Raw genomic sequence first — 16,646 nt, forward strand, 5'->3', positions numbered from 1 at the left:
TGCGACGGGCGCCTTCGGGCGCCCGTTTTTTTTGCGTGCGGCCGGGCAGCAAAGACGGTGAATCAGAACGACGCGCAGGCCGGCACGACGGTCATGCCGACCGATTGCTGATGAAATCGCCGGGCGTACGCTTGCCGGATCGCGGCGAGCCGTGCGCGCGTGTCCGGCGTATCGTCGGCGATGATACGGATCACGAAACTGTCTTCGCGCGTGATCGCGCCGCTCGCGCGGTCGCGCCACTGACCGTGCGTGTCCCAGTACGTGAGGCCGTCGGGGAAGCGTGGCGTGACCGTGTCGGCGAGGAATGCCGCGCGTTCGGCATCGGTGACGGGGCCGCGCCCGGCGATGTCGCGCCCGAACAGCAGGTCGGCCTGCAGCATGCGGCTTTCGCCCGGCCGCGCGCAGGACGCAGATTGCGCGGTGGAGGTGGACGAGGGTGGCGCCGCGCAACCGGCGAGCAGGGCGAGCACCGCAGCGCATGCGGCCAGCCGCCGCATCTGCCCATTTCGTGACGATCGACCTTCGCGCGCGCAAAACGCCGCCCGCTCAACCACTTGCGCGCTTGTCCGGCGGGTTATCAACAGGGCTGTCAACATAATCTGGGGATAACCCCGGGTCGGTCCGCGCACGCACGACGCGTGGTCAGTGCTGCAGTTGCGCGTGCGCGAGGTGCATGCCGAGCGTGGCGGGATCGGTGTTCGTGCCCGACAGCAGCACGCCGACGCGCTTGCCCTGCAGCGTTTCGCGCAGCGGGCCGAGGAGCGCCGCGAGCGCGGCCGCGCAGGCCGGCTCGACCGACAGTTTCAGGTGCGAGAACAGGAACAGCATCGCGGTGCGCAGTGCATCGTCGGAGACGGTGACGATGCGATCGAGATGGCGCCGGCACAGCTGATAGCTGTATTCCTCGGTATGCGGCGCCATCAGCGAATCGGCGATCGACTGCATCGCGCTCATCTTGATCGTGTGATTGGCCGCGAAGCTGCGGCTCATCGCGTCGGCGCCTTCCGGCTCGACGCCGTACACATGCACGCGCGGATTCGCGAGCCGCAGCGCGGTCGCCATGCCGGCCGCGAGCCCGCCGCCGCCGATCGGCACGATCACCGCGTCGAGATCCGGCGTCTGCGTCGCCCATTCGTAGCCGAGCGTCGCGGTGCCGAGAATCGTGTGATAGCCGTTGAACGGATGAATGAAGAAGCGGCCTTCCTCGGCCTCGATGCGCCGCACGAGGTCGAATGCCTGCGACGCGCTGCCCGCGAGCACGACTTCCGCGCGGTACTGCTTGCACTGCGCGATGCGCGTCGGGCTCGCGGTATGGAACATCACGACTTTCGCGCTGCTGCCGAGCCGCATCGCCGCGTACGCGACGGCCGCCGCGTGATTGCCGGCCGACACGCAGGTGACGCCCGCGTTCTTGCGGGCTTCGTCGAGCGCGAGCACGTGCGTGAACGCGCCGCGCGCCTTGAAGCTGCCGCTCGCCTGCAGCAGCTCGAACTTGAAGTTGACGTGCGTGCCTTCGAGCGAGGGCAGGTCGGCGCGCTCGAATACGGGCGTGCGCGCGACCCACGGCGACAACGCGAAATGCTGCGCGGCGATCTCGTCGAGCGTCGGAATCGGCTCGCCGTCGATCGTCGTATGGGCCGTGCCCTGTTGTTCAGTCGACATGACGTGGCGGGTGGCGGAGTGGGCCGGCCCGCGCACGCGGGCCGGCGTGGCGGGAGGCAGTCAGTGCGCGTCGACCGACATGCTGCGGATGAACTTGCGCAGGAATTGCTCGCAGCCGGCGAGCTGCGCGAGCTCGACATATTCGTTCGGCTTGTGCGCCTGCTCGATGTTGCCCGGCCCGCACACGACGCTCGGGATGCCCGCGCGGGCGAACAGCCCGGCCTCGGTGCCGTACGCGACCTTGCGCTTGTCCTGGTCGGCCGTCAGCGCGCGCACGAGCTGCGTGATCGCCGCCTGCTCGGTCGCGTCGAGGCCGGGCGCCGCGGCGATCTTCGAGAACTCGATCGCGGCGCCCGGATGCTCGCGCAGCATCTGCGGCAGCAGCGTTTCCTGCGCGTAGGCTTCGATGCGCGCGAAGATCTGTTCGGGATCGAGCGTCGGCAGGTTGCGGAATTCGAAGTCGAAGCGGCACTCGGCCGGCACGGTGTTGATCGCGTTGCCGCCCTGGATCGTGCTCGTCTGCGCGGTCGTGAACGGCACGTCGTACAGTTCGTCGAACGGGCCTTCGGCGCGAAAGCGCTCGGCGATGTCGCGGATGTGGCAGATGAGGCGCGCCGCATACTCGATCGCGTTGAGCCCCTTCGGCGTCAGCGACGAATGCGCGGCGTGGCCGCGCACGCAGCAGCGGTACGCGTTGATGCCCTTGTGCGCGATGATCGGCCGCATGCTGGTCGGCTCGCCGACGATGCAGCCGGACGGCTGCACGCCGCGCTTCACGAGATCCGCGATCATCAGCGGCGCGCCCGCGCAGCCGATTTCCTCGTCGTAGGACAGCGCGAAATGGATCGGCTTCGCGAGCTTCGTCGCCTGCATCTCGGGCAGCAGCGCGAGCGCCGCGCCGATGAAGCCCTTCATGTCGCAGGTGCCGCGGCCGTACAGGCGGCCGTCGCGGATTTCCGGCGCGAACGGGTTGCTGTCCCATTGCTGGCCGTCGACCGGCACGACGTCGGTATGGCCCGACAGCACGATGCCGCCGTTCGTCGAACCGTCGTGCGCGGGCACGGTGGCAAACAGGTTCGCCCAGCCGTCGCGCGGGTCGTGCGTGATCGTCGACGCGATGCCCTTCGCGGCGAGCGCGTCGCGCACCGTCTCGATCAGGCCGAGGTTCGGCACGCGGCTCGTCGTGTCCATCGACACGAGTTGCTTGACCCAGGGCAGGCTGACGAGCGATGCATCGCCTTCGGTGGCGGCGGACGGCGCCGTCGCGTCGAGAGTGGACATGGCAAAACTCCGTCTGATGAATGAGAAATCATACTCAAAAACGCGCCCGGCCGCCTTCGCCGGGCGCGATGCGGTGCAGCAACGTCGCGCCCGTCAGGATCGCATCGGCGCCGCGTCGGCGCTGCATCAACGGGCCGCGACGGCCGCCCCCTGTTTCGGGGCGAGCGCGCGCAACGTTTCCTTGATCGTCGACACGCGGATCGCGAGGTCGGGCGAGCGCGTCTCGATGCGCAGTTTGTCCTGGCCCGCGAGCTTGATGTGGCGATGCTTCTGCACCATCTCGATGATCCGCATCGGGTCGATCGGCGGGTTCGGCTCGAACTGCAGCCCGATCGCGGCCTCGCTCGCGTCGATCTTCACGATGCCGAGCGGCTTCGCGGCGATCCGCAGCCGGTGCGTCTCGACGAGCGCGTGCGCCTGCGGCGGCAGCTTGCCGAAGCGGTCGATCAGTTCCTCCTGGATGCCGTCGATCGCGTCGCCGTGCTCGCAGTTCGCGAGCCGCTTGTACAGCGACAGCCGCTCCTGCACGTCCGCGCAGTAGTCGGCCGGCAGGATCGCGGGCGCATGCAGGTTGATTTCGGTCGTCGCGGCGAGCGGGGCGGTGAGGTCGGGCTCCTTGCCGTTCTTCAGCGCCTTCACCGCGTCGTTCAGCATGTCCGTATAGAGCTGGAAGCCGATCTCGTGGATTTCGCCCGATTGCTTGTCGCCGAGCACCTCGCCGGTGCCGCGGATCTCGAGGTCGTGCATCGCGAGATAGAAGCCCGAGCCCAGTTCCTCCATCTGCTGGATCGCTTCCAGCCGGCGCTGCGCCTGCTTGGTCAGCGACTGGGGATCGTGCACCAGCAGGTACGCATACGCCTGGTGGTGCGAGCGGCCGACGCGGCCGCGCAACTGGTGAAGCTGCGCGAGGCCGAACTTGTCCGCGCGGTGCATGATGATCGTGTTCGCGCTCGGCACGTCGATGCCGGTCTCGATGATGGTCGTGCACAGCAGCACGTTCGCACGCTGCGCGACGAAATCGCGCATCACGCGTTCGAGCTCGCGCTCGTGCATCTGGCCGTGCGCGATCACGATGCGCGCCTCGGGCACGAGCGCCTCGAGCATCGCCTTGCGGTTCTCGATCGTCTCGACCTCGTTGTGCAGGAAGTACACCTGGCCGCCGCGCTTCAGCTCGCGCAGCATCGCCTCGCGGATCACGCTTTCTTCCTCGCGGCGCACGAAGGTCTTGATCGCGAGCCGCTTCTGCGGCGCGGTCGCGATCACCGAGAAATCGCGCAGCCCTTCGAGCGCCATGCCGAGCGTACGCGGGATCGGCGTCGCGGTGAGCGTCAGCACGTCGACTTCCGCGCGCAGCGCCTTCAGCGCTTCCTTCTGGCGCACGCCGAAGCGGTGCTCCTCGTCGATGATCACGAGGCCGAGGCGCTTGAACTGCACGTCCGACGACAGCAGCTTGTGCGTGCCGATCACGATGTCGACGCTGCCTTCGTTGATCTGCGCGATCGCCGCGTTCACTTCCTTCGCGGTCTTGAAGCGCGACAGCTCGACGATGCGCACCGGCCAGTCCGCGAAGCGGTCGGCGAAGGTCTGCGTGTGCTGCTCGGCGAGCAGCGTCGTCGGCGACAGCAGTGCGACCTGCTTGCCGCCCATCACCGCGATGAACGCGGCGCGCAGCGCGACCTCGGTCTTGCCGAAGCCGACGTCGCCGCACACGAGGCGGTCCATCGGCTTGCCGCTCGTCATGTCGCCGATCACGGCCGCGATCGCCGCGGCCTGGTCGGGCGTTTCCTCGAAGCCGAAGCTTTCCGCGAATTTCACGTAGTCGCGCGGGTCGAGCGCGAACGCGTGGCCCTCGCGGGCCGCGCGGCGCGCGTACAGATTCAGCAGCTCGGCGGCCGTGTCGCGGATCTGCTGCGCGGCCTTGCGCTTCGCGCGCTCCCACTGGCCGGAGCCGAGCGCGTGCAGCGGTGCGCTGTCGGGATCGGCGCCGCTGTAGCGCGAGATCACGTGCAGTTGCGCGACGGGCACGTAGAGCTTGCTGTCGCCCGAGTATTCGAGGTGCAGGAATTCGGTCTCGCCTTCGCCGAGATCCATCGACACGAGGCCCATGTAGCGGCCGATGCCGTGCTGCGCGTGGACGACCGGGTCGCCGACCTTCAGCTCGGACAGGTCGCGCACCATCGCGTCGACGTTGCTCGCCTGTTCCTGCCGGCGGCGGCCCGCGCGGCGCCCGAGCGCGCCGTACAGCTCGGTTTCGGTGACGATCGCGTAGCCTTCGCCCGGCACCGCGAAGCCGTTCGCGAGCGGCGCGGCGCCGAGCGCGAAGCGCGCGTCGCTCGCGAGCCAGCTCGCGAAATCGTCGTTCGAGGATGGCCGCAGGTGATGTTCCGCGAGCAGTTGCAGGATCGTTTCCCGACGGCCGGCCGATTCGACGGTGAGCAGCACGCGCTTGCCCGACGATTCGACGAACGTGCGCAGCGACGCGAGCGGATCCTCCGCATGGCGGTCGACGGTGAGCTCGGGCAGCGCGGTCGCCCAGCCGCCGGCGGGCTGCGCGGGCAACACGACGCGCGCGAACGGCTTCGCGAACGCGAAGAAATCCTCGTCGGACAGGAACAGCCGCTGCGGCTCGAGGATCGGCCGCTCGCGATCGTGCGCGAGGAACGCGTGACGCTGCTTCGTATCGGCCGTGAAGCGGCGGATCGACGCTTCGAGGTCGCCGGTGAACACGAGGTGCGCGTCCTGCGGCAGGTAGTGGAACAGCGTGGCCGTCTCGTCGAAGAACAGCGGCAGGTAATACTCGATGCCGGCCGACGGCACGCCGTTGCCGATGTCCTTGTAGATCGGCGCGCGGCTCGGGTCGCCCTCGAAGGTTTCGCGCCAGCGGCTGCGGAAGGCCGTGCGCGCGGCCTCGTCGAACGGGAACTCGCGGCCGGGCAGCAGGCGCACGTCGCGCACCGGGTAGAGGCTGCGCTGCGTATCGGGGTCGAACGCGCGGATCGAGTCGACCTGGTCGTCGAACAGGTCGATCCGGTACGGCAGCGGCGAACCCATCGGGTACAGGTCGATCAGCGAGCCGCGCACGCAGTATTCGCCGGGCCGCACGACCTGGCTCACGTGCTCGTAGCCGGCCAGCGTGAGCTGCGATTTCAGCTTCGCCTCGTCGAGCCGCTCGCCCTGCGCGAACGCGAACGTGTACGCGGCCATGAACGACGCGGGCGGCATCCGGTACAGCGCGGTGGTCGCGGGCACCAGCAGGATGTCGCAGCGGCCCTCGCCGAGGTCGTGCAGCGTCGCCAGCCGCTCGGACACGAGGTCCTGGTGCGGCGAGAACGTGTCGTACGGCAGCGTTTCCCAGTCGGGCAGCAGGCGCACGCGCGCGTCCGGCGAGAAGTAGCGGATTTCCTGCGACAGCCGCTGCGCGTCGACCGCGTTCGCGCAGATCACCGCGAGGAGCGGCACGTCCTGGCGGTTGTCGGCGAGATAACGGGCGATGGCGAGCGCGTCGGCGGAGCCGTGCGCGCCGTCGAAGGCGAAACGCTGGCCGGGCTTGACGCGGGCAACGGGTGAAGCGGACGGGGTGGAAGCGTTATCTGGCATAGGGACGACAGGGGTGGCGTGCACGGGCGCATCGCGGTGCGCCGGTCGAGACGAAAGACCTATTATAAAATCCGCTTCTCGATTTCACCTTTCCGGCGTTTCCCTTCGTGACTCCCCGACTTTTCGCCCTGATTCCCTGTGCCGGCACGGGCAGCCGTTCCGGCTCGGCCGTGCCGAAGCAATACCGCACGCTGGCCGGCCGCGCGCTGCTGCACTACACGCTCGCCGCGTTCGACGCGTGCAGCGAGTTCGCGCAGACGCTCGTCGTGCTCGCGCCCGACGATACCCATTTCGACGCGCGCCGCTTCGCGGGCCTGCGCTTCGCGGTGCGCCGCTGCGGCGGCGGCTCGCGGCAGGCGTCGGTGCTCAACGGGCTGCTGGAGCTGGCGGAATTCGGCGCGACCGACCACGACTGGGTGCTCGTGCACGACGCCGCGCGCCCGGGCATCACGCCGGCGCTGATCCGCACGCTCGTCGCGACGCTGAAGGACGACCCGGTCGGCGGGATCGTCGCGCTGCCGGTGGCCGATACGCTCAAGCGCGTGCCGGCCGGCGGCGACGCGATCGCCCGCACGGAGCCGCGCGACGCGCTGTGGCAGGCGCAGACGCCGCAGATGTTCCGTATCGGCATGCTGCGCGAAGCGATCCTGCGCGCGCAGCGCGAAGGGCACGACCTGACCGACGAAGCGAGCGCGATCGAATGGGCCGGCCATACGCCGCGCGTCGTGCAGGGCAGCCTGCGCAACTTCAAGGTCACGTACCCGGAAGATTTCGCGCTCGCGGAGGCGATCCTCGCGCGCCCCGAAAACGCTTCCTGACTTTCACTCCTCTCAATCGGAACACGCATGGATTTCAGAATCGGACAAGGCTACGACGTGCACCAGCTCGTCGAAGGGCGCCCCCTCATCATCGGCGGCGTGACGATTCCGTACGAGCGCGGCCTGCTCGGCCACTCGGACGCGGACGTGCTGCTGCACGCGATCACCGACGCGCTGTTCGGCGCGGCGGCGCTCGGCGACATCGGCCGCCATTTCTCCGACACCGACGCGGCGTTCAAGGGCGCCGACAGCCGCGTGCTGCTGCGCGCGTGCGCCGAGCGCGTGAAGGCGGCCGGCTTCGCGATCCAGAACGTCGACAGCACCGTGATCGCGCAGGCGCCGAAGCTCGCGCCGCATATCGACGGGATGCGCGCGAACATCGCCGCGGATCTCGGGCTGCCGCTCGAGCGCGTGAACGTGAAGGCGAAGACCAACGAGAAGCTCGGCTATCTCGGCCGCAGCGAGGGGATCGAGGCGCAGGCCGCCGCGCTGCTGGTGAAGCAGGGCGGCTGACGTCCGGCCGTGGCGGCGTGCGGTTCGCGCCGCACGCCGCGCCGCCGAAATGAAAAATGCCACGCGCATGCGTGGCATTTTCGTTGGAAGCGGGCGCCGCGTATGGCGAGCGCCGCGCAACCGCTCATTCGCTCATTCGCCTTCGGCGGCGATCACCTGCGCGGCGGCGTTGATCACCGACGCGATGCGGCCGACGTCGCGCAGTTGCGTGACGGTCATCCCTTGCTCGTTCTTCAGCAGCGCATAGTGCGACTTCACGCAGAAGTGGCACTTGCCGACGATCGACGCGGCAAGCGCGTACATCTCGAACTTGCGCTTGTCGACGCCGCCGTGCGTCGCATACGCGCCCATCCGCAATTCGGCGCGCTGCGTCTTCAGGTCGGCGTCGTCGGCCATCTCGACATACGGATACCACGTGTTGTTCATCCCCATCAGCGCGGCCGCCGTCAGCACGGCGTTCGTCTCTTCGGGCGACAGCACGCCGGCTTCGCGGATCGTTTTCACGAGCACCGTGCTCTTCGCCGCGATGGCCGCCGCCAGCGCCACGCCGACCGCGTCGGTGCCTTCGAGCGACGAGCGCGAGATCGTGCCGTCGAGATTCAGGCGAATGTCTTTCGCGTAGTCGGGGATACGTGCCTTAATCGAGTCGATGAATTCCATTGATATCTCCTATGGGTTGGCCGTTAAAAAAGCCCGCAGGCAGGACGTGCGCCGCGGGCTTCGTGCATCGATGCGCTTACAGCGTTGCGCCGCCGACTGCACGGTTGCACGGGCACAGTTCGTCCGTTTGCAGGCCGTCCAGAATACGCAGGACTTCTTCCGGGCTGCGGCCGACGTTCAGGTTGTTCACCGAAACGTGCTGGATCGTGTTGTCCGGATCGACGATGAACGTCGCGCGCAGGGCCACGCCGGCTTCCTTGTCGCGCACGCCGAGCTGGTCGATCAGTTCGCCCTTGACGTCGCCGAACGAGTAGTGGTTCAGCTTGTCGAGATCCTTGTGCTCACGGCGCCATGCGAGCTTGACGAATTCGTTGTCCGAGCTGCCGCCGAGCAGGACGGCGTCGCGCTCTTCGAACTGCTTCGTGAGCTTCGCGAATTCGACGATTTCCGTCGGGCACACGAACGTGAAATCCTTCGGATAGAAGTAGATGATCTTCCACTTGCCCGGGAACGACGCTTCGGTGATCGTCTCGAACGCCGACTGGCCGTTTTCCTCATGATTGTTGAAGCCCGGCTTCGCGGCTACGACGGTGAATGCTTCGAGTTTATCGCCCACGGTTTTCATGCGGATACTCCTGTGTGAGTTGGGAAGAAGACTGAGTCAAGCTACCTCGGTGCTGCAACGATGATGTGACAGCATGCCGAAGACTATAACACTATTAATAAGGCACTTCAATAGATTTTGTCTAACGACCCTCATAGCTTTTATCAACCGGGCCGATAGTGTGACGCGCAAGATGCGTGCGCGAGCGTGTCACGCGGTCGCACGCGCCTTGCCGGCGCCCGGGAACTCGAGCGTGACTTCCAGGCCCGCTTCGGGGTGGCGGTTGCGCAGGCGCAGCGCGCCGCGATAACGGCTGACGAGCCGCAGCACGATCGCCATCCCGAGGCCCGTGCCGTCCGCCTTGGTGCGCGCGGTGTCGACGCGGTAGAACGGCCGCATCACGAGCGGCAGTTGATCCTCCGGGATGCCGGGGCCTTCGTCGCTCACCGCCAGTTCGACACGCGCATGCGACACGCGCGTCTCGAGCGTGATGCGCGAGATGCCGTCCTGCTTGCTCTGGCCGTACTTGCGCGCGTTCTCGACGAGGTTGCCGATCACGCGACGCATGTCGGTCTCGTCGGCTTCGATGATCGCGCTCGGCGCGAGCCGCGTGCGGATCTCGACGCCGTCCTCGCCCGACACGCGCGCGGCGACTTCGTGCGCGATCGACGACAGGTCGACCGGTTCGGGCTTGCGCTGCGACGGGCGTGCGTAGTCGATGAAGGCCGCGATGATGCGGTCCATCTGCTCGATGTCGTCGACCATCGCATCCTTCGTCGCCTGGTCGGACGGGCTCATCTCGGTTTCGAGCCGCAGCCGCGCGAGCGGCGTGCGCAGGTCGTGCGAGATGCCCGCGAGCATCAGCGCGCGATCGGCCTCGAGCTGTTCGAGGTCGCGCACCATCTGGTTGAAGCTGCGGTTGGTTTCGGCCGCGACGCCCATCCCGCGCTCGGGCAGCGGCTCGGGCGCCTGGCCCGAACCGACCTGGCGCGCGGCGAGCGCGAGCCGCGAGAACGGCCGGTTCACGAGGCTCGTGATGAACGCGGAGCCGAACAGCGACAGCGCGAGCGCGAACAGCCCCCAGCCGGCCCACTGCAGGCCCGTGACGTTGTCGAGCTGGTCGCGGTCGAGCGCGACCCAGTAATCGTCGTCGTCGATCTTGAAGCTGATCCATACGCCGGGAATGTCGTTGACCGACTGCGCGATCACGGTATCGTCGCCGAGGCGGCTGCGGATGTCGTGCTCGATCAGGCGGTTCAGCGATTCGTCGGGCTGCAGCTTGAACTTGTCGGTTTTCTCGCGCGGGTACACGCGCACGCCCTCGTTGCTCTCGAGATCCTGCAGCAGCGCGCGCCGCAAGTCGGGATCGGAATAGAGCAGGGCGGTGCGCGTGAGCTTCACGACCGCGACGAGCTGGAGCGCGACGCGCTGCGCACGCGGCTCGCGCTCGATCACGCGAAAACTCTGGAACCACGCGGCGAGACTGACCGAGATCAGCAGCGCGATCAGCAGGAAGGTGCGCCAGAACAGCCCGCCGAACGCGAGCTGCAGAAGGCGCCGGTCGATACGCATGGGACGGGCCGTGGGCGGGGCGAAACCGGGAAGAAAAAACTCAGGCGGCGCCGTCCGGGATGAACACGTAGCCGAGGCCCCAGACGGTCTGGATGAAGCGCGGGCTGCCCGGATCCGGTTCGATCAGCTTGCGCAGGCGCGAGATCTGCACGTCGAGGCTGCGGTCGAACACTTCGTATTCGCGGCCGCGCGCGAGCTCCATCAGCTTTTCGCGCGACAGCGGCTGGCGCGGATGACGCGCGAAGACTTTCAGCACCGAGAATTCGCCGGTGGTCAGCGGAATTTCCTGGCCGGACTTCGTCAGCGTGCGCGTGGCGAGGTTCAGCGAGAATTCGCCGAACTCGAACACCTCGGTGGTTTCCGACGGCGCGCCCGGCAGTTCGGCCGGCGCCTGGCGGCGCAGCACCGCATGAATGCGCGCGACCAGCTCGCGCGGGTTGAACGGCTTCGGCAGGTAATCGTCGGCGCCCATCTCGAGGCCGACGATGCGATCGACGTCTTCGCCCTTCGCGGTGAGCATGATGATCGGCGTGCGGTCGTTGCTGCCGCGCAGGCGGCGGCAGATCGACAGGCCGTCTTCGCCGGGCAGCATCAGGTCGAGCACGAGCAGGTCGAAACGCTCGCGTACCCAGAGCTTGTTCATCGCGGTCGCGTTTTCCGCGACGTAGACGTTGAAACCCTGCTCGCCGAGGTAGCGGCGCAGCAGATCGCGCAGGCGAGGGTCGTCGTCGACGACGAGAATCTTGGAGGGGTTTTTCGTTTCCATGATCGGCATCTTATCGCGAATGGGAATTGACGCACGGCCGCGTATTTTCGTGCGTTACAGTCGGTTACAAAATTTACCCGTAGTGTCGCGCCGAGTAAAGGCAGGCTATATAGATTCCTTTACTCGAAGCCGAAATTCGGTAGATACTCCCCTGCACTCCATCTTTCATCTTTGCACACCCGAATTCCGCAGGGTTTTTCAAGTACCAGAGGTAGCCGGTTGCCGCGTGACGAAGGGAACAAATCGACCAAAGAAGCGAGGACGGTCATGCGATCTGCCCGGATTGCACTGATGCTGACGATCGCGCTTGCCGGTCCGTATGCGTCGAACTTCGCGTATGCGCAGCGCCCCGAGCAGGGCGCACCGTCGCGCAAGCTGCCGCGCGGCAAAGCGTCGCAACCCGATCGCGCCGCCGACATGACGGCCCGTTCCGCCGTGCCTCCCGATCTCGAACAGCGCCGCCGCGACGGGCACATGACGCCCGAAGAGCGGCACCTGTTGCGCCAGCACATCGAAGACGCCGTTCGCGAGCTGTACAAGCGCTGATGCGTGCCGTCGTTTTTCGTGCGCGGAAATGCCCGCGCGGAAAGAATTCGTAGCACTTTTTCCGTCAACTTTCGGCCGCTGAATGCCGTTGTACGGGCATCCGCACCGCCGGTGCGTTCCGGGAGTCCATGACGATGAAAGCGAACGCTGCCGCACCGGCGCCGTCGCCTGCCATGCAGTCGCCGCTCGATGCCGACGACGCGCTGTTTTTCCTCAGCCGCACCGGTTTCTCTCCCACACCCGCCGAGGTCGCGCGCATCGTCGGCATGACGCGCGCGCAGGTCGTGGCCGACACGCTCGGCGATGCGCGGCGCGAGCCCGTCACGACGTGGCCCGACTGGCTCGCCGAGCCGCCGCCGACGCGCGCGCAGCGCCAGGCGCTCACGCCCGACATGCGGCGCGACGAGCAGCGCGAGCGCAATCGCCGCTACGATGCGTTGCGGGCGGCCTGGATCAACGAAATGGTCGCGACGCCGTCGCCGCTCACCGAGCGCATGACGCTGTTCTGGCACGGGCACTTCACGTCCGGGCAGGACAAGGTGCCTTACCCGCAGACGATGGCCGCGCAGAACGCGCTGTTTCGCCGCGAGGCGCTCGGCAACTTCGGCACGCTGCTGCATGCGGTCGCGAAGGATCCGGCGATGCTGCAGTATCTCGACGGCGCGAGCAATCGCAAGGGGCGGCCGAATGAGAATTTCGCGCGCGAGGTGATGGAGCTGTTCACGCTCGGCGAAGGGCGCTACACGCAACACGACGTGACCGAAGCCGCGCGCGCGATGACGGGCTGGACGGTCGATCCCGACACGCTGCGCTTCGCGGTGCGGCCCGACTGGCACGATGCCGGCGACAAGACGATCCTCGGCGAGACCGGGCCGTTCGACGGCGACGGCTTTCTCGACATCCTGCTGAAGCGGCCGGACACCGCGCGCTTCATCGCCGGCAAGCTGTGGCGCGAGTTCGTGTCCGATACGCCGGAGCCGGATGCGCTCGATGCGGTGGCCGACCGGTTTCGCGCGAGCGGCTACGACGTTCGCGCGGCGCTCGCGGCGCTGTGGTCGACCGACGCGTTCTGGGATCCGCGCAACCGCGGCGTGCTCGTCAAGTCGCCGGTGGAATTCGTCGTCGGCTCGGTGCGGCTGTTCGACGTCGCGTACGGCGATCCGCTGATGCTCGCGAACACCGTGCGCACGCTCGGGCAGAACCTGTTCTATCCGCCGAATGTGAAGGGCTGGCCGGGCGGCGCGCTGTGGATCAACAGCACCACGCTGCTGTCGCGCAAGCAGTTCGTCGAGCAACTGTTCCGCGCGACCGAGACGGCCGGCATGCGGCCGCCGGCCCGTGCGGTCCCGACGCCGCCGAACGCGCGGGCACAGGCGATGCCGGTGGCCGACGCGGCGTCGGCCGGCATGCGCGGCACGCCACCGAAGCCGGCGCGCGGCGGCCTGCGGTTCGATCTCGAGCGCTGGCTGGCCCAGTATCGTGCGCGGCCGCAGGCGATCGCGGGATTGTCGACCGAGCTGCAGTTGCAGCATGCGGTGCTGCAACTCTCGCCGGTCGCCGCGATCGACACGGATTCGACCGGCAGCGCGTATCTCGAGGCGCTGCTGATGGATCCGGCCTATCAACTGAAATGATGCGAACGATGACGAAGCGGGCAGCCGCCGCGGCCAAGGCGCCGGGCGGAGAACCGAAGGATGTGCGATGAACCGACGTGATTTTCTGACGCTGACCGGTGCCGCGGCCGCCGCCGGCGTGTCGATGTGGCAGGCGCCCGCGACGGCGGCTGGCGCGACGCCGGCCGAGCGAAAGCCGGCGACCGGGTATGCGAACGTGCTGATTCTCGTCGAGCTCAAGGGCGGCAACGACGGCCTCAACACGGTCGTGCCGTACGCGGATCCGCTGTACTACCAGTGCCGGCGCAGCATCGGCATCAAGCGCGACCAGGTGCTGCAGCTCGACGCGCGGACGGGGCTGCATCCGTCGCTCGCGCCGCTGATGCCGCTGTGGCGCGACGGTCAGGTCGCGGTCGTGCAGGGCGTCGGCTATCCGCAGCCGAACCTGTCGCATTTCCGCTCGATCGAGATCTGGGACACCGCGTCGCGCTCGGATCAGTACCTGCACGAAGGCTGGCTCACGCGCACGTTCGCGCAGGCGCCCGTGCCGCCCGGTTTCGCGGCGGACGGCGTCGTGCTCGGGAGCGCCGAGATGGGGCCGTTGTCGAACGGCGCGCGCGCGATCGCACTCGTCAATCCCGCGCAGTTCATCCGTGCGGCCCGGCTCGCCGAGCCGTCGTCGCTGCGCGAGCAGAACCCGGCGCTCGCGCACATCATCGACGTCGAGAACGACATCGTGAAAGCGGCCGACCGGCTGCGCCCGCGCGGCGGGATGCGTGAATTCAGGACGACCTTTCCGGCCGGCGCATTCGGCACGTCGGTCAAGACCGCGATGCAGGTGCTGGCCGCGTGCGAAGCGTTGGGGCCCGGCGTGCAGGACGGTGTCGCGGTGCTGCGCCTGACGCTCAACGGCTTCGACACGCACCAGAACCAGCCGGCGCAGCACGCCGCGCTGCTCAAGCAGTTCGCGGAAGGGATGAGCGCGATGCGTGCCGCGTTGATCGAACTCGGGCGCTGGAACGAGACGCTCGTGATGACGTATGCGGAGTTCGGGCGGCGCGTGCGCGAGAACCAGAGCAACGGCACCGATCACGGCACGGCCGCGCCGCACTTCGTGATGGGCGGCCGCGTCGCCGGCGGGCTGTACGGCGCGCCGCCGGCGCTCGGGCGGCTCGACGGCAACGGCAATCTGCCGGTCGCGGTCGATTTCCGCCAGCTTTACGCGACCGTGCTTGGGTCCTGGTGGGGGCTCGATGCGACGCGCGTGCTGCAGCAGCGCTTCGACACGCTGCCGCTGCTGAAGGCGTGATGCGCGCCTGTCAGCGGCGGCGCGCGGCGCGCCACGCGATCCACAGCTTGCGGATCGGCGTCAGCGCGATGCGCTGGTGCAGCACCTGGTAGCCGTCGCGCGCGATTTCGTCGAGCAGCGCGCCGGCCAGCGCGATCTGCGCGCGCAGCGTGCGTTGCGCGCGGCGTTCGGCGGCGGGGATCGCCGCATCGGCTGCCGCGAGCGCGTCGCGCGCACGGGTCGTCTGGAATTGCAGCAATTCGGTGAAGGCTGGGCTGTAGCGGCGGTTCAACAGATCGGCCGCGGTTACGTTGTAGCGCTGCAGTTCGTCGATCGGCAGATAGATACGGCCGTGGCGCGCGTCGTTGCCGAGTTCCTGCACGAATTGCGCGAGCATCAGCGCGCGGCCGACGTCCGCGGCCCACGGTTGCGGTGCGGCCGGATTCGCCGAACTGGCGCGCGCGACCAGCGACGCGAAGGTGCCGCCGACCTGCGCGATATAGCGCTGCAGGTTCGCGAAGTCGAGGTAGCGCGCCTGTTCGAGATCCATCCCGTAACCGTTGACGAGCGTGCGCAACGCGTCGGCTTCGGCGGCGATCGCCGGGTGATGCTGCGCGAGCGCCTTCGTGACCGGGTGCGACGGCTGCCCGTCGGCCAGTGCCGCGAGTTCCTTGTGCCACCACGCGAGCTTCGTGTGGCCGACCGTCGGATCGCTGGTTTCCTTGACGGTTTCCTCGAGTTCGCGGCGCAGCGCGAACAGCGCGGTCAGGCGCGGCTGCGTGGCGAGCGGCGCCTGGCGCAGCGCGTAGTAGACGCTGGAGCCTGCGGGGGCGGCCTTTTGCTGACAGTAGTCGTCGAAGTTCACGGGCTGAATCGGGTGGGGCGGGTTCGGGGGACGCGCGGCGGCGCGTTGCCGAAACGTCGAGCGCGGCATTCTAGCACCGCGGCACGACGGGCGCCGGCAGGGCGAGACAAGACCGCAGGGATCGGGTAGAATCTCGCGCTCGCCTGATCGGGCGTGCCGGTTTTTCGGGCCGGCGTGAAGTCCCGGGCGCGTGGAGCACGCATCTTGCGTGCCGCGCGGTCAGGCGACGGAATGCGCGTGAGTGGCGAAATTGGTAGACGCACCAGGTTTAGGTCCTGACGCCCGCAAGGGTGTGCCGGTTCGAGTCCGGCCTCACGCACCAGAAGTCGAACGTGTCCCGTCACGGGCCGTTCGCGAAAAAGCGCTGCCGGTCGGCTGACCGCAGCGCTTTTTTGTTGATGGCCCTCAGCCGGGATGATGCCGTTCGCGCAGGCACGGTAAATCGGCGATGTGTAATATGACGCAACCATTCAGAGCGCTGCGTCGTTCGACAAGCAAGCGCCGCGCGTCGCCCGAGCGCGCCGCTTCGTCGTTTCCGCCACGCCTATTCCCAGAAGCTGCGGATCGCGACGGCCACGATCACCGGCACCGAGAACACCAGCGGAATCGCGAAATACTGTGCTTCGCGATCGACGACCCAGCTATAGATCACCCATGCCGCACCGATCGCGAACGTGATCAGGCCGACCGTCACGGCGGCGATGTTCAAGGCCAGCTTCGACGGCTGGCGGCGCGTTTTGGTGTTGTCGTCGTGATCGCGCGGGGACGATTTCATCGGAAGAGTGCGGCCTCGTGCCGGAACAAGGGTAAAGGCACAGGAAACCCCATCCGCGCGGATCGCGCAAGGGCCAGCGCGGGCCG

15 protein-coding genes and 1 tRNA gene are annotated in these 16,646 nt (G+C 67.9%); 6 read left to right on the forward strand and 10 right to left on the reverse strand.

The window, feature by feature from the left end:
* Positions 1–62: 62 nt before the first annotated feature.
* The 4 genes from LGN10_RS23310 to mfd all read right to left on the reverse strand — a co-directional run bounded on the left by LGN10_RS23310 (position 63) and on the right by mfd (position 6,540).
* On the reverse strand, positions 63–497 hold the full coding sequence (locus LGN10_RS23310) for a DUF3574 domain-containing protein (protein ID WP_124658628.1): 435 nt from the start codon (positions 495–497) through the stop codon (positions 63–65).
* A 145-nt stretch (positions 498–642) separates the two neighbouring features.
* Entirely contained in the window at positions 643–1,662 is a 1,020-nt protein-coding gene (locus LGN10_RS23315) for a threonine/serine dehydratase (protein WP_060966245.1), read from the reverse strand.
* Positions 1,663–1,722: 60 nt separating this feature from the next.
* Entirely contained in the window at positions 1,723–2,943 is a 1,221-nt protein-coding gene (argE, locus tag LGN10_RS23320) for an acetylornithine deacetylase (RefSeq protein WP_226225141.1), read from the reverse strand.
* A gap of 126 nt (positions 2,944–3,069) precedes the next feature.
* Entirely contained in the window at positions 3,070–6,540 is a 3,471-nt protein-coding gene (gene mfd / locus LGN10_RS23325; protein ID WP_226225142.1) for a transcription-repair coupling factor, read from the reverse strand.
* A gap of 107 nt (positions 6,541–6,647) precedes the next feature.
* Between mfd and ispD the strand changes: the two genes are divergently transcribed.
* Positions 6,648–7,358 (forward strand): 2-C-methyl-D-erythritol 4-phosphate cytidylyltransferase, encoded by a 711-nt coding sequence (gene ispD, locus LGN10_RS23330; RefSeq protein WP_059585166.1) that lies wholly within the window; start codon positions 6,648–6,650, stop codon positions 7,356–7,358.
* 27 nt (positions 7,359–7,385) lie between these two features.
* Positions 7,386–7,871, forward strand: coding sequence for a 2-C-methyl-D-erythritol 2,4-cyclodiphosphate synthase (ispF, locus tag LGN10_RS23335; RefSeq protein ID WP_060966243.1), 486 nt, complete (start codon positions 7,386–7,388; stop codon positions 7,869–7,871).
* Between the two features lie 132 nt (positions 7,872–8,003).
* On the opposite strand, the gene LGN10_RS23340 is transcribed toward ispF, so the two are convergent.
* The 4 genes from LGN10_RS23340 to ompR all read right to left on the reverse strand — a co-directional run bounded on the left by LGN10_RS23340 (position 8,004) and on the right by ompR (position 11,482).
* Positions 8,004–8,531, reverse strand: a complete 528-nt coding sequence (locus LGN10_RS23340) for a carboxymuconolactone decarboxylase family protein (RefSeq protein ID WP_006478562.1) — start codon at positions 8,529–8,531, stop codon at positions 8,004–8,006.
* A 76-nt stretch (positions 8,532–8,607) separates the two neighbouring features.
* Positions 8,608–9,156 (reverse strand): peroxiredoxin, encoded by a 549-nt coding sequence (locus tag LGN10_RS23345; protein WP_034207560.1) that lies wholly within the window; start codon positions 9,154–9,156, stop codon positions 8,608–8,610.
* 189 nt (positions 9,157–9,345) lie between these two features.
* Positions 9,346–10,707: an ATP-binding protein gene (locus LGN10_RS23350; protein ID WP_059585168.1), complete on the reverse strand. Its 1,362-nt coding sequence runs from the start codon at positions 10,705–10,707 to the stop codon at positions 9,346–9,348.
* Positions 10,708–10,747: 40 nt separating this feature from the next.
* The gene (ompR, locus tag LGN10_RS23355) at positions 10,748–11,482 is read right to left on the reverse strand and encodes a two-component system response regulator OmpR (protein ID WP_006478565.1); all 735 of its coding nucleotides are present in this window, start codon (positions 11,480–11,482) and stop codon (positions 10,748–10,750) included.
* A 258-nt stretch (positions 11,483–11,740) separates the two neighbouring features.
* Here ompR and LGN10_RS23360 point away from each other — a divergent pair, with 258 nt between their 5' ends.
* The 3 genes from LGN10_RS23360 to LGN10_RS23370 all read left to right on the forward strand — a co-directional run bounded on the left by LGN10_RS23360 (position 11,741) and on the right by LGN10_RS23370 (position 14,941).
* The gene (locus LGN10_RS23360; RefSeq protein ID WP_059585169.1) at positions 11,741–12,019 is read left to right on the forward strand and encodes a hypothetical protein; all 279 of its coding nucleotides are present in this window, start codon (positions 11,741–11,743) and stop codon (positions 12,017–12,019) included.
* Between the two features lie 134 nt (positions 12,020–12,153).
* Entirely contained in the window at positions 12,154–13,653 is a 1,500-nt protein-coding gene (locus LGN10_RS23365; protein ID WP_226225143.1) for a DUF1800 domain-containing protein, read from the forward strand.
* A gap of 67 nt (positions 13,654–13,720) precedes the next feature.
* Positions 13,721–14,941: a DUF1501 domain-containing protein gene (locus LGN10_RS23370; RefSeq protein WP_226225144.1), complete on the forward strand. Its 1,221-nt coding sequence runs from the start codon at positions 13,721–13,723 to the stop codon at positions 14,939–14,941.
* Positions 14,942–14,951: 10 nt separating this feature from the next.
* Here the strand turns inward: LGN10_RS23370 and hpnD are convergent, their stop codons facing one another.
* A complete protein-coding gene (gene hpnD / locus LGN10_RS23375; RefSeq protein WP_059585325.1) occupies positions 14,952–15,785 on the reverse strand; it encodes a presqualene diphosphate synthase HpnD in 834 nt (277 codons plus the stop codon).
* A gap of 235 nt (positions 15,786–16,020) precedes the next feature.
* Here hpnD and LGN10_RS23380 point away from each other — a divergent pair.
* A tRNA-Leu gene (locus tag LGN10_RS23380) sits at positions 16,021–16,107 on the forward strand.
* Positions 16,108–16,329: 222 nt separating this feature from the next.
* Here the strand turns inward: LGN10_RS23380 and LGN10_RS23385 are convergent.
* Positions 16,330–16,560 (reverse strand): hypothetical protein, encoded by a 231-nt coding sequence (locus LGN10_RS23385; RefSeq protein WP_059585171.1) that lies wholly within the window; start codon positions 16,558–16,560, stop codon positions 16,330–16,332.
* Positions 16,561–16,646 lie beyond the last annotated feature (86 nt).

Origin of the sequence: Burkholderia sp. AU32262 (assembly GCF_020419985.1) — a bacterium.
Taxonomy (GTDB): domain Bacteria; phylum Pseudomonadota; class Gammaproteobacteria; order Burkholderiales; family Burkholderiaceae; genus Burkholderia; species Burkholderia semiarida.

Coding starts and splice junctions, on each gene's coding strand:
- ompR (WP_006478565.1), bottom strand. CDS start 11,482: ATGCCGATCATGGAAACGAAAAACCCCTCCAAGATTCTCGTCGTCGAC.
- ispF (WP_060966243.1), top strand. CDS start 7,386: ATGGATTTCAGAATCGGACAAGGCTACGACGTGCACCAGCTCGTCGAA.
- LGN10_RS23385 (WP_059585171.1), bottom strand. CDS start 16,560: ATGAAATCGTCCCCGCGCGATCACGACGACAACACCAAAACGCGCCGC.
- LGN10_RS23340 (WP_006478562.1), bottom strand. CDS start 8,531: ATGGAATTCATCGACTCGATTAAGGCACGTATCCCCGACTACGCGAAA.
- LGN10_RS23365 (WP_226225143.1), top strand. CDS start 12,154: ATGAAAGCGAACGCTGCCGCACCGGCGCCGTCGCCTGCCATGCAGTCG.
- LGN10_RS23345 (WP_034207560.1), bottom strand. CDS start 9,156: ATGAAAACCGTGGGCGATAAACTCGAAGCATTCACCGTCGTAGCCGCG.
- LGN10_RS23350 (WP_059585168.1), bottom strand. CDS start 10,707: ATGCGTATCGACCGGCGCCTTCTGCAGCTCGCGTTCGGCGGGCTGTTC.
- LGN10_RS23315 (WP_060966245.1), bottom strand. CDS start 1,662: ATGTCGACTGAACAACAGGGCACGGCCCATACGACGATCGACGGCGAG.
- LGN10_RS23360 (WP_059585169.1), top strand. CDS start 11,741: ATGCGATCTGCCCGGATTGCACTGATGCTGACGATCGCGCTTGCCGGT.
- mfd (WP_226225142.1), bottom strand. CDS start 6,540: ATGCCAGATAACGCTTCCACCCCGTCCGCTTCACCCGTTGCCCGCGTC.
- LGN10_RS23310 (WP_124658628.1), bottom strand. CDS start 497: ATGCGGCGGCTGGCCGCATGCGCTGCGGTGCTCGCCCTGCTCGCCGGT.
- argE (WP_226225141.1), bottom strand. CDS start 2,943: ATGTCCACTCTCGACGCGACGGCGCCGTCCGCCGCCACCGAAGGCGAT.
- LGN10_RS23370 (WP_226225144.1), top strand. CDS start 13,721: ATGAACCGACGTGATTTTCTGACGCTGACCGGTGCCGCGGCCGCCGCC.